The sequence below is a fragment of the Actinoplanes sp. NPDC049316 genome, from assembly GCF_040677315.1.
Classification (GTDB): domain Bacteria; phylum Actinomycetota; class Actinomycetes; order Mycobacteriales; family Micromonosporaceae; genus Actinoplanes.
Window position 1 is genome coordinate 160,242 of the sequence record NZ_JBFAQM010000015.1, and the last position, 11,832, is coordinate 172,073.

Below are 11,832 nucleotides of genomic sequence, written 5' to 3' on the forward strand. Positions count from 1 at the left end.
CCACGGGGACGCTTTCGGCGCCCTTCAAGTGGCCGCGGGACGCGACCGCCGCCTATGGCGCAAGTTTGTGCCCCTGCCGGGAGCACGTCACAGAACATCGACCAATGGCGCTGGACGGATTGGTGGCCGTGACACGAAATCTCAGGCCGGGAAGGTACCCGGCTGCACCGTGGGACGGCCGAAATAGAAGCCCTGAGCCAGGTCGCAGCCGAACTGCTGGAGTACCTCGAGCTGCTGCTCGGTCTCCACGCCCTCGGCGACGACGGTGAGATCGACCGCGTGCGCCATGGCGATGATGCTGCGCACGATGGCGTCGGCGTCACGGCTTTCGCCGAGGCCGTTGACGAACGACCGGTCGATCTTCAGCGTGTCCAGCGGCAGCCGACGAAGCTGGGCGAACGAGGAGTACCCGGTTCCGAAGTCGTCAATGGCTAGCCGGACGCCGAGCTCGCGCAGGGCGTTGAGCCGCTGGGTGGCCGCGGCTTGATCGCGCATCAGCATGCTCTCGGTGATCTCCAGGCAGAGCGCGCTCGCCGGTAGCCCGCTGCTGTCCAGCGCCGCCCGCACCGTCGAGGTGAGCTCCGGGTCGTCCAGCTGCGCCGGGGACAAGTTGACCGCCACGTGCAGGTCCGGGTGGGTTACCGCGCGGCGCCGGGCCACCTCGTGGCTGGTCTCCCACAGCGTGTGCGGGCCGATCTCGAGAATCAAGCCGCTCTCCTCGGCGAGCGGGATGAACTCGACGGGCGAGATCGGGCCGTGCACCGGGTGGTTCCAGCGCAGCAGCGCCTCGACGCCCACCATGCGGGCGGTGGGCAGCTGAACGACCGGCTGGTACGCCACCCAGAGCTCGCCGTTGTCGGTCGCCGCCCGCAGGTCCTGCTCAAGGCCGAGCCGGCGCTGCATCCGCTCCCGCAGCGCCACGTCGAAGAACTCATGCCGACCGCGCCCGCGTGTCTTCGCCTGGTACATCGCCAGGTCAGCGTCGCGCAGTAGTTGCTCGGCGGTGCGCAAGTCGGCCGGTTCGGCGAGGACGATGCCGACGCTCGCGTCGATGTGTAGCTGGCGGCCGTCGATCACGACCGGTTCGCGCAGCACCGCCCCCACTCGCTCGGCCAAGCTACGCACCTGGTCCGGCCCGGTCACGTCGGCGGCCATGATGGCGAATTCGTCGCCGCCCAGCCGACTAACCAGGTCGGTACCGCGCACCGCCCGGCGCAGCCGCTCGCCGGCCACCTGCAGAACCTTGTCGCCGATGGCGTGGCCGAGCGAGTCGTTGATGACCTTGAACTTGTCGAGGTCCACGAAGAGGACTGCGGTACGCGTGGTACCCCGAACGGCGGTGATCCGCTGCATGACCAGCGCCCGGTTCGCCAGACCCGTCAGCGGGTCGTGGCTGGCCTCGTAGGCCAGCCGCTGCCCGATCGCGCGCTGCTCGGTGATGTCGGTGAACGAGGCCACTGTCGCGTAGGGCGCGCCGGTCTCCGCGTTCAGCGGGTGACAGCTCAGCGAGATCCAGACCTGTCGCCCGTCCGGGCGCCGTACTCGCACCGCCCGACCGTTCTGGGAGCGCCCCGTGCGGCGCGTCTGACCCACCGGTCCCATCAACGCCGAGTTGCATAGCTCCGAGCCGGCCACGTCCGCCGCAGTTACCCCGAGGATCTGTTCCGCCGCGGGGTTGACCGACTCGACGAGCCCGGTCGCGCCGACCACGAGTACGCCTTCCTCCAGCGCGGACACCACAGTCGTGTAGTGCTGCTCGGCTTGGCGCAGTGCCGCCTCGCTCGCCTTCTGCGCGCTGATGTCGCGCAGGATCACCTGGAACGCCGGCCGGCCCTCCCACAGGGTCCGCACCGAGACCGACTCGGCCGGAAAGACGCTGTCGTCCAACCGGACCATCTTCGCCTCAGCCGGCTCGGACGCCGCGCCGAGGGCGTCGAGCGTGGCAAGTCGGCCCATCATTTCCGGTACCGAGTCGGGATGCACGAAGTCGGAGATACGCCGGCCGATCAGGTCGGTGCTCGACGTGGCACCCATGTACCGCAGGGTGGCCGGGTTGGCGTACACCACGAGCCCGTCCTGGTGTACCGCGATCGCGTCCGGGCCGAGCTCGACCAGTGCCCGGTACCGCTCCGCCAGGTCGGCCAGCGCCTGCCGGGACTCGTGCCGGTCGGTAACGTCGGTCGCGATGCCGACCATCGCCCGCTGGCTGCCCTCGCCGACGACCCGGGCGCGGAAGTAAACCCAGCGGGGGGCGCCGTCCGACGCGACCGACGGCTGCTCCAACTCGAGGTCCTGCCACACGATCGCGGTGTTCGCCGCGGTGATCATCGGCGCCAGCAGTTCGCGCAGCCGCGCACCGAGCGCGGTGTCGTCGGCACCGGGCATGCCCAGAACCTCCGCGAAGCCCGGACTCCACCTCAGCGTTCCGTCGGACAGCGCCAACCGCCACATCACCATCGAGCTCGCCGACAGAGCCAGCTCGACGACGTCCTCCCGGCCACCGCTACGGGTGAGCCAGTCCAGGTCCACGAGGTCCGTTCTCATGCTGTCCGATCCGCCCGCCTTGTCCCCACGCTTGCGGTTACATCATCGGCGTGGCCGACTCGATGCTGAGATGCAAGGGTGCTGCGGGAAACCGGACACCGGGGACGCCATGCGGGCAGTGAGCGGCAACGGGGCGGCGGTAGACCGAGCACTGCACGCCGGTACCCTCGCATGTCCGCGCTGCGGCGAGGCGTTGCGGCCGTGGGGGCGGGCCCGGCCGCGCACCATCCGGATGGGTACGGCAGCGCAGCGTACGGTACAGCCGCGGCGGGCGCGGTGCGGCTCCTGCGGTACCACCCATGTGCTGCTGCCCGAGTGGATGCTGCCGCGCCGGGCGTACGCGGCCCGGGTGGTCGCGAACGTACTCGCGGCCCGGTCGCGTGGCATCGGGTACCGGCGCATCGCCCGGCGAATGCGACTGCCGGCGGCGACCGTGCGGGACTGGGTGCACGCCCTCCCTTATCTCCCTCTCCACCACGGGGCGGAACCGGCCCCTGTGGCCGCGCGCAACACGAGTCCGCGCCACCCCGCCGACATGCGGCTGTCAGCTCGACCGCCCTGACCCCGATGAGTGCCGCGGGCCCGTTCGGATGCGGCGGGCGACGCGACAGGCAAAGGACGGACGATGGTTTTGCGCGGAATCGACATCTGCGGCGTGGGTACGGTGACCGGCTACGGCTGGGGTACCGGGCCGTTCTGGGACGGCCTGGTCTCCGGGAAGCCGGCCGCCACCCTGACCCCGGGTTACGGCCTCGATGGAAACGAGCTCGCCTGGGTGGCGCGAGTGCCGGACGGCGGCGAAGGGGCCGACGGCCGCAGCCGCTTCGCGCGAGCCATGCGGGCCGCCGCGCGCGCCGCCATCACCGATGCGCGCGAGCGCGGCTGGCGCCCCGGCCGACAGGTCGGCCTGCTGCACGCGGTCGTACTCGGCGAGGTGGACCTGTGGCGGAACTTCTACCGCAGCGGGCCGCCGAAGCAGATGCGCGACTACCTCGCGCAGATGCCGTCGACGCCGATGTCCACGCTCATGCAGGAGTACGGCTTCCACGGGCCGGCGATGAACGTGTCGGCGATGTGCGCGTCCGGCAACGCCGGCATGCTGACCGCGAAGGCGTGGCTGGACGCCGGGATCGTGGACGACGTCGTGTTCGTCGCGACCGACCTGTCGCTGACGCCGGACAACCTCGAGCAGTTCGTCCGGTTGGGCGTCGCCGTGGCCGACACGGAACCGCTCGACGGCTGCCGGCCGTTCCAGGAGGGCAGCCGCGGTTTCGTCATGGGTGAGGCGTCGGCCGCGATGGTGCTGTCCCGGCAGACCGACCGGGCATACGCGCGGATCCTCGGCGGCGCGATGACGCACGACGGGCACCATGTCACGTCCATCGAGCCAGGGCTGTCCGAGGTGCAGCGATGCTTCCGCGAGGCACTCGCGAACGCCGGCGTGTCGCCGTCGGACGTGCGGTACCTCAACGCGCACGGGCCGGGAACCGCGCAGTGCGACCGGGCGGAGGGGACGGTACTGGAGACGTTGTTCCCCGCCGAGGCGCGGGTGTACTCGGTCAAGCCGCTGGTCGGGCACTGCCAGGGCGCGGCGTCGGCGGTCGAGGTCGCCGCGGCGGCGCTCGCCTACGAGCACGGCGTCATCCCGGCCTCGCCGATCGTCGCGCCGGCGCATCCGCAGCTGCTCGACGGCGCCACTCCCATGGACGGGGGCATCACCGTCAAGTCGTCGCTGGGCATGGGCGGGCACAACTCGGTACTGGTACTGGCGCCGCCGGCCTGAATGGGGCACACCCACGACCTGCGCCGCCCGCAGGACTGATCGTCGAGGACGGCATCCCCGGGATCGTCCAGGGCCCGCCGGCTCGGCCAGCACCTGTCCGGGGTGCGCGGCGGGTACGCCCCACGTGACAATCAATGACCGCAATCCGCGATAGGGGCGGCACCCGCACCGGGTGCCGCCCCTATGACGTGCCCACCGACGGCCGCTCTCCGAGCTCCTTTTCCTCCGGTCCCTGGCGCGCCGGGACTCAGTCACACCGCTACGCGTACGGCGTTCGGACCAGCCTGACGGTGATCAGCTCAAATGCCCGGTGGGGTGTTCGATCGAACTCGCGCTCGTCCTCTTCGCGCCACTCGCGCCAGCCTGATACAGGCACCGATCATCCTGCTGTTCCCTGCCTGCGAGGCCCACGCCACCGATCCGCGTTCATGGCGACATCAAGATCCTCGGGCCGTCATCAAGCGGCAGAACCCCTCCATCAGCCACGGTGTCGGCATGCTGGTGATGGGTCACGCTTGGCTCAGGGTGGCTTCGACGGTGACCCAGCGCGGGATCCGGCGGCAGATCGCGACGGCCGGCTCGGATGGGACCTACTTGATCCGGCGGTCGCAGCGCCGGTACGCGCGCAGGTCGGCCTCTGCACCATGCAACTGGCGGCGCACTTCCTGCCCACGGCCTCCGTAGCCTGCATGACTGCCGGCGTGCCGCGGGCATACCGGCCCACAAAGCCCACTCCGTTTTATCCCGCTGGCGTTTCGTTCAAACCCAAACCACGCAGGATGTTGTCGCGGTCCGCGTTTCCGCGCAGCGCGGTCAACGAATTCAAGCGGCCCAGCAAAGTCGTGGAAGATGCGGGACATTTCAAGTCTTGAATCGCCGACAAGGTCTTTTCGAAACGTTGGATGCGGCTTTCAAGGTCCGTTCCACTCGGAAGGTTCGCATTCTTGAGCGCCACCTGCGCGTTCACTTGGGCTTGAGTGGGTGGGCAGCGACCGGGAACATTCACCCCGGTAGGACCCACGCGGTCGGCCGTCGCGTCCGGATTGCCCGGGCTGAAACCCAGCGCCGGCACCAAAGCGTTGATGTTACCGGAGCCGGCTCCGGCGTTCCCCGTCGCTCCACTCGCGGCCGCGTCACCGGATCCGGCGGCTCTATCCGCTGGCGTTTCGTTCAAGCCCAAACCACGCAGGATGTTATCGCGGTCCGCGTTTCCGCGCAGCGCGGTCAACGAATTCAAGCGGCCCAGCAAAGTCGTGGAAGATGCGGGACATTTCAAGTCTTGAATCGCCGACAAGGTCTTTTCGAAACGTTGGATGCGGCTTTCAAGGTCCGTTCCACTCGGAAGGTTCGCATTCTTGAGCGCCACCTGCGCGTTCACTTGGGCTTGAGTGGGTGGGCAGCGACCGGGAACATTCACCCCGGTAGGACCCACGCGGTCGGCCGTCGCGTCCGGATTGCCCGGGCTGAAACCCAGCGCCGGCACCAAAGCGTTGATGTTACCGGAGCCGGCTCCGGCGTTGCCCTGTTCGGCGGCCTGGCTCATCCCCGTGCCGACCGCGAGCGCCGAGCCGAGCAGCGCTGCGGCGGCACCTCCAATCACCAGCTTGCGCGTCCGGCTGCTGACTCCGCGTCGATACATGCACGGCTCCACTTCGTCTCGGTACTGCTTGTGCCGAGATATACGAGCAATGATGTGGCAGTAGTTCATGACGCTGAGCAAGCGTTCCTTAAAGTTTCTTTAACGAGACTCCCGGGGCGTGCAGCCGCCAGCCACCTTCCGGCTGGACGAGCTGCCGGTCAAGCTGTTGGTTGAGCGCGGCGATACCGACGCGCTGCGCGCCTGCGCCGATGCAATTGGCAGGCTCGCGAACCGCTGGTTGAGTTGTTGGTCGAGCGCGGCGACATTGACGCACTCCGTGCCTACGCCGATGCTGGTGAGTCTTGGCCGCTCACGGCTGGTCGACGTGTTAGCCGAGCGCGGTGACTTCGAGGCACTGCGCGCCCGCGCTGACGCCGGCGACTCTCACGCCGCCGGTCGACTCGCCGAGCGCGGTGACTTCGACGCACTGAGTCGACCTGTTCGCCGGCGTCGACGGGCTCGCCTACGTCCGCCACCGTTCCACGTCGGCCGGATCAAGGTCAGCGCGTAAGCGCAGGTGCCGTACGGGATGGCGGAAGCGCCGCCGGTCGTACGCCTGGTCGACCACGATCTCGGCGACCAGCAACGGCTCGACTCGGACGTAGGGCTGCGGCTCGCATCGGTCGAGCCAGCCGGCCAGGCCGCAGGCAGCGGCTACGGCCACGGGTGGACGCCGGTCCGCTTCTCGGCCAGCGCGAGCAGTGGCAGGGGACGACGTGCCAGCGCTGTGGTGGGACGCCACTGCGCAGTCTGCTCACGGTCGGGCAAGGAAACCGCTGGGATGGGTCCGGCGCGATCTGGTCACCCACGGCTCGACCCCCGATGCAGGGAGACCGAAAATGATCGCGTTCCGGAGAGACGGAACCGGTGGTCAGGCGCACCTGACCACCGGAATGCTTAGATGAAGCACGAATGCTTCGAACTGGTGTCGAGGACTAACGCAGCGGATACGTACACGGTCATCGCCTCAAGGGAAGTAGTGCGTGCGCTGTGACCCGGGCCATTCCTGCCTCTCGCGACGCGGTTACGGAGCCCCTGACATGGCCAAGTTCACCGACGGGTTCGAGCGTCTCCCCCCGGGCTGGCGACGGCCGACGCCGAGGAGATGGGCCCGTCAATCCGCAAGATCAGCGAAGGTGGCCGTCTGAGCTTGAGCTGACTCGCCACGGACTGCCGGTCGACCCGCGGGCGGCCACCAGCCAGCACCTCGGCCAGTGTGCTCGCCTCGCCGCACCCTCAAGGTCAGGCTCAATGCGGCAGATCAGGTTCCCGGCAGGCAACCCATTCATGACGGCGTAGAGCTCAGCGGGCTGCCCGGCGAAGGTAGGCGACCTGGCCGCCCTCGAGAACGTGCAGGAACTCCCAGCCACGCGTCTCCAGCAGCTCAACTGCGGTGAAGACGACATCCGCCCTGGCGAGGAGGCCGGCATGGCCGGCGCGGAAGCTGGCTGCGTCTCCGCTTGTCAGGAAGATGTACCGGAAGGGAAAGCCGTCCACGTTGGCACGCCCGGAGAGAATATCCTCAGCGAGGAACTCACGCGACGGCCGGGGGAGCGTCATGCCGGCACCAGCTCATCGATGATGTCGCCGGCGATCTCCGCGGCGGCCTTGCGCAGCTCGGCGTCGCCACCAGCAGCACCGGCCGCGGGAACCAGGTGGATGGTCGCGTAGGCATTCCCGGTGCGCACGTCGACCTGAATGCCGCGCAGATTCAGCGGCTGGGAGACGAACGCCTCGTCCCCGACCCCGGCCAGCGCCTGGGGCTTCACGAGAGTGGTGCTGACGGTCTGCCAGCCCGCGTTGGCGCCGGCCTGGTTGGCCCACACCGACAGCTTCGCGGTTATCGAGATGGTGCTGCGGTCCTCCGGACCCCACCTGCACTCGATGATCTTGCTGAAGTCCTCAGACCCGGTCGACCTGGTCTCCGTTCCCTCGCCGCCGACTTTGAGGCGCTGTCCAGCGGCACCGGTCAGCTCCGGGCACTTCACTCCGGCAACGCTCCACTTGTGCGTGACCGGCGGCAGCGAACGGGATGCCACCGGGCCGGACGGAGTGGGAATCGTCGAATCAATCGGAGAGACGTCCGGACTCGAGCATCCGGCAAGGGCGGTCGCAGCGACCAATCCCCACGCGATCGGCCGGCCTCTCATGCGTTGACCGCCTGCGGCCACTGGCCCCGAGGAAGCCCCGTGTGATCGCCGTACTCGTTGGCGAGCTCGTTGATCCGGGCAACCACCCCGGCCAAGCGGCTCGCCAGACTGGCGAGGTAGTTGAGGATCAACGAAACCGCTTGGCCGGTCCCCTCGGACGCGTGATTCGAAGCTTGCAACGCGCCCGCCACGTCGGTCGCTGCCACCTCGGCCACGTCGGCGCCGACAGCGGTGAGCGTGGAGACGACGTCCGACACCTGAGTGGTCAGGTCGGCGACGAAATCGACGTTGGCCTCTGCCACGCCGGACAACCAGGTGCTGGTGGCCGTTACCTTGCCGACCACGGCGTCGATCGCGTCGGCCTGATCTTGGACCCGGATCTTGTAGGTCTCGTGAGCCGGCCCGCGCCAGCTGTCAATCTTGCCGGACGGGGTCAGATCGGGGCCGATGTCGGACAGCGGAGTCTTGATCTTGGTGCCCCAGTCCATGCCGACCTCGAAGAGAGAGAAGACCGGGATGGAGCCGTTCACCGACTTCTGCACCGTGTCGAGGACCGAGTTGACCTTCTCCTGGACCTGAAGGATCACCGCCTTGACCTTCTCGCAGCCTTCCTGAAGGTCGTCGAAGAGCCAGTCGAAGGGCTTCTGCCAGAAGTGCCGATCATTCAGATAATCGTTCACGCGCTGGATGAAGCCGTTGACCGCGTTGAGCAATCCGTTCCAGGCGTCCTGAATGTGCTGAATTCCCTGCTCCAGCACCGACACCCCGTCCCGGAAGGCCCCCAGCAGGGCGGGTGCGAAGGTCTGGTCGGTGCCGGTCGCGCCCGGAGGCAGCGGATTACTCACAGTTCCTCCCGTTGCCTCAGGACTGCTTCGCGATGTCGTCGAAGTTCTGCGCCGTGTTCGCGTCGGCGTTGTCGTACCAGTCGGCATTGTTCTTCAAAGCGACGGCCATGGCTTCGAACTGGCCGGCACCCTGCTGAAACAATGCGTTGAGCCAGTCGAACATCTTCTGGTAGCCGGCGTTGAGGTCGCTGGTGGTGGCGACACCGATCGGTCCGTCGACGATGACCGAGAATGCACTCGGCTGAAGGCTCTGACCTGCGGCAAGCGAGACGACGGACAACATGCGGTCGGCCAGGCCCTCCCACTTCTTGGCCTCTTCATACAGACCCATGGTCGCGACCTGAAGGTTCTCCTCGGAGAACCAGTTGTAGTCGCCCATCATCTCTCCCCGAGGTCAGCGAACTGGGCCCGGACAGCGAGTAACGCCTCGCGAGCATCCTTGGCAAGGTCACCGGCGTCATCCTCGCGCAGCCCATGCTCATTCACCGACGCGCCGACAACGCGAACACCCTCGACATGCAGGCGGAAAAGCCCACGCGGCCCGACCACATGTCGTTGCTCACCGCTGTTCATGGCCCGCAGGAAGCGATCCGACTTGGCCAAAGAGACAGCAGCCCGGTCGATCTTCCGGCGCGCGGCCTCGACCCGGCCGACCTGGTCGTCGAACTCCGGCTCCGGCTCGCTGTGGACCACCGCCGCGCTGGGCGAGGGAAAGGAACGGCCATACCGAGTCAGCACGAGTTTCGCGATACCGGCTTTCTCTCGCGCAAGCTGCAAAGCCTGCAGAACGGCCGACGCTACCCCGTGCGGACCAACCTCGTCCCACCAGCCGTCAGTGATGCCGATCTGGACGACGGCACCGGTCAGATCGACCACGCAGTAGACCGTGCCAGAGGCATCCGAGCCCTCGATGGCGTCAAGCCCGCGCACGGGGATGCCGGGACGGGCACCCTGCACCTCGTCCTCGAGGTTGGTCACGAACCGGCTGATGTCACCGATGCGATATGCATCGAAATCCGTAGTCAGACCTTCCCCCGCTCTTCCACCTTGATCATGCTAGCCAAGCGAGGCAAGGTCATAGACCGGCGACCTGCTCTGCCACCGGCACGTCAGGGTGTCCAGGTGGCGACCGCATGCCCCCGGCAACGGGTGAAGCATTCCACGAACTCGCCATGGGCATCCACGTAGCAGGTGACCGTGTCGCTCGCGTCCACGCCCGGGATCCGGTCGAGCCCGCTGACGGGTTCGTCACGCGGCGTCACCGCGATCGTGTTCTGGAGCTGCTCAGCGAAATGGCGGGCGTCGGCAAGGCGCGGGTCGTCGGGAGCGATGGACCGTGTCGTTCTCAACATCTTTGTCCCCGAACCCCCTGCCGAAGCACTCGCAATTGACCGCGCCGACCGGTTGATCTTGCCTCGGTCGCAGGTCACGATAGCTCACGCCCGCCCTCAGGACGGCCCGCGTCCAACCGCTGCTGACGATAGGTTGTGCCCATGCAGCCAGCATCCGGACCCATGAACCATGAGGTCGACGCGGCGGTCGTGCTCAGCGGCCGGTTCGATCCCAGGCCATATCCATTCCCCTACCTCGCCGTCGTCGCGAACATGGGCATGTCGGGGACCATCGTGTCGGCGTTGATGACTGCTGTCGGGATGTTGAAGGAGCACGGCTGGGAGCTGGTGAGCGTCGCCGACACGGGCGGGACGGTGCTCCAGCTCACTGCATTCCTCAAGAGAGTCTGAGGCCCCGCCGAAATCCCTGATGGCCGGGTAACGCTCGTACTGTCGCCGCGATCGACGGCCCTGCGTCCGCCACGGCTTCGAAACACGACGGCGGGCCGCGGGAGCCGGCCCGTAGTCCAGCGGCCTCACCGATCCCCTGACCCGTCAATTGACGACGACTGCTCGCCGTCATGATCGTTCCGTCGCCGCCGATGAGCGTCGCCATCGTGGTGTACGACACGAGCGTGCACGCCTTTGTGCGGCCCACCGCCCTGCCTCCTTGCCTCCGGAGCGCTTGCCGTCGCCTTTCTTGGTGGGCGGCGCTGAAGGTGACGGCTCAAATGGGTGGGACGGCGATTCTGGTCCCGTCGACGCTGTCGTCGAGGCCGTCGGCGCCGGCCTGGTCTGGTCTGGATGGTTGCGTCGGGTGCCTGATCACGGTCTGGCGTGCAGATGTCGGCAAGAGCGGTGGGCTTGCGTCTCCGTGTTGCAAGTGGACGCCCTCCGGCCGACACCGAGCTGGAAGGCCGCTTCCTCGGCGGGCGACCGCCATACGGATACCTGCTCGCTGACGCCGGGCCGCACCCGAACCCCGGCAAGGCCGCCGAAGGCACGCGTCTGCACCGGCTGCAACCGGACCCGCTGGCCGGGCGCCCCGTCGCAGCACCCGCCCCTACCTGTTCCGCGGACTCATCAACTGCGCGCTCTGCGGACGTCACATGGTCGGCAACCTCAACCACGGACGTCTGTACTACCGGTGCAAGACGTCACGCGACTTCGTGCGCCAACACGAGGTCGCCCACCCGCCGATGGCGCACCGCATCCTGCGCCGCGGGTACTCGTACCGCCGCAAGCCGGAGGTCGCCGGCACGCGGGACCAGGGCCAGATCTTCATCTGCTACCAGCGGGACCTGGAGGCCGGGTTCGCCACCATCCAGCGCCGGCTCAGCGGCGAGGCGCTGGAGCGGTACACGCTGCCGTTCGGCGGCGGGTACTACTTCGTGCTGCCGGGCGGCGGCGCCTTCCTCGGCGAGAGCATGCTGGCGGCCTGAGGCTGTCCACCGGGGCTTCGCGCCCCCAGAAGTTGGCACGTCGTTTTCGGCCCAGCCGTTGGAGTGGTGCCCGGATGTCACGCTATGTTGCGGCGGCG

Annotated in this window: 13 protein-coding genes; 4 read left to right on the plus strand and 9 right to left on the minus strand. The window is 68.0% G+C overall.

Annotation, left to right across the window (positions count from 1 at the left end; genetic code table 11):
- Positions 1–141: 141 nt before the first annotated feature.
- Positions 142–2,544, minus strand: coding sequence for an EAL domain-containing protein (locus tag AB0K03_RS23115; RefSeq protein WP_364688052.1), 2,403 nt, complete (start codon positions 2,542–2,544; stop codon positions 142–144).
- Positions 2,545–2,653: 109 nt separating this feature from the next.
- Between AB0K03_RS23115 and AB0K03_RS23120 the strand changes: the two genes are divergently transcribed.
- Positions 2,654–3,106, plus strand: coding sequence for a DUF6431 domain-containing protein (locus AB0K03_RS23120; protein ID WP_364688054.1), 453 nt, complete (start codon positions 2,654–2,656; stop codon positions 3,104–3,106).
- A 63-nt stretch (positions 3,107–3,169) separates the two neighbouring features.
- Positions 3,170–4,327 carry a beta-ketoacyl synthase N-terminal-like domain-containing protein gene (locus AB0K03_RS23125; protein ID WP_364688056.1) on the plus strand — a complete coding sequence of 386 codons (1,158 nt, stop codon included), beginning with the start codon at positions 3,170–3,172 and terminating at the stop codon, positions 4,325–4,327.
- A 739-nt stretch (positions 4,328–5,066) separates the two neighbouring features.
- On the opposite strand, the gene AB0K03_RS23130 is transcribed toward AB0K03_RS23125, so the two are convergent.
- The 8 genes from AB0K03_RS23130 to AB0K03_RS23165 all read right to left on the minus strand — a co-directional run bounded on the left by AB0K03_RS23130 (position 5,067) and on the right by AB0K03_RS23165 (position 10,313).
- Positions 5,067–6,035, minus strand: a complete 969-nt coding sequence (locus AB0K03_RS23130; protein ID WP_364688058.1) for a hypothetical protein — start codon at positions 6,033–6,035, stop codon at positions 5,067–5,069.
- 394 nt (positions 6,036–6,429) lie between these two features.
- On the minus strand, positions 6,430–6,630 hold the full coding sequence (locus AB0K03_RS23135) for a hypothetical protein (RefSeq protein WP_364688060.1): 201 nt from the start codon (positions 6,628–6,630) through the stop codon (positions 6,430–6,432).
- A gap of 638 nt (positions 6,631–7,268) precedes the next feature.
- Complete coding sequence (locus AB0K03_RS23140; RefSeq protein WP_364688062.1) at positions 7,269–7,526, minus strand: hypothetical protein; 258 nt, start codon at positions 7,524–7,526, stop codon at positions 7,269–7,271.
- The gene (locus tag AB0K03_RS23145) at positions 7,523–8,005 is read right to left on the minus strand and encodes a hypothetical protein (protein ID WP_364688064.1); all 483 of its coding nucleotides are present in this window, start codon (positions 8,003–8,005) and stop codon (positions 7,523–7,525) included. The genes AB0K03_RS23140 and AB0K03_RS23145 overlap by 4 nt, the downstream gene beginning before the upstream one ends.
- Before the next feature lie 107 nt (positions 8,006–8,112).
- Complete coding sequence (locus AB0K03_RS23150; RefSeq protein ID WP_364688066.1) at positions 8,113–8,961, minus strand: hypothetical protein; 849 nt, start codon at positions 8,959–8,961, stop codon at positions 8,113–8,115.
- Between the two features lie 16 nt (positions 8,962–8,977).
- The gene (locus AB0K03_RS23155) at positions 8,978–9,340 is read right to left on the minus strand and encodes a hypothetical protein (RefSeq protein WP_364688068.1); all 363 of its coding nucleotides are present in this window, start codon (positions 9,338–9,340) and stop codon (positions 8,978–8,980) included.
- Positions 9,340–9,939 carry a hypothetical protein gene (locus AB0K03_RS23160; protein WP_364688070.1) on the minus strand — a complete coding sequence of 200 codons (600 nt, stop codon included), beginning with the start codon at positions 9,937–9,939 and terminating at the stop codon, positions 9,340–9,342. The genes AB0K03_RS23155 and AB0K03_RS23160 overlap by 1 nt, the downstream gene beginning before the upstream one ends.
- 131 nt (positions 9,940–10,070) lie before the next feature.
- Entirely contained in the window at positions 10,071–10,313 is a 243-nt protein-coding gene (locus AB0K03_RS23165) for a hypothetical protein (protein WP_364688072.1), read from the minus strand.
- A gap of 162 nt (positions 10,314–10,475) precedes the next feature.
- Here AB0K03_RS23165 and AB0K03_RS23170 point away from each other — a divergent pair, with 162 nt between their 5' ends.
- Positions 10,476–10,703 carry a transcriptional regulator gene (locus tag AB0K03_RS23170; protein WP_364688074.1) on the plus strand — a complete coding sequence of 76 codons (228 nt, stop codon included), beginning with the start codon at positions 10,476–10,478 and terminating at the stop codon, positions 10,701–10,703.
- Between the two features lie 698 nt (positions 10,704–11,401).
- Entirely contained in the window at positions 11,402–11,734 is a 333-nt protein-coding gene (locus AB0K03_RS23175) for a hypothetical protein (protein ID WP_364688076.1), read from the plus strand.
- Positions 11,735–11,832: the final 98 nt, after the last annotated feature.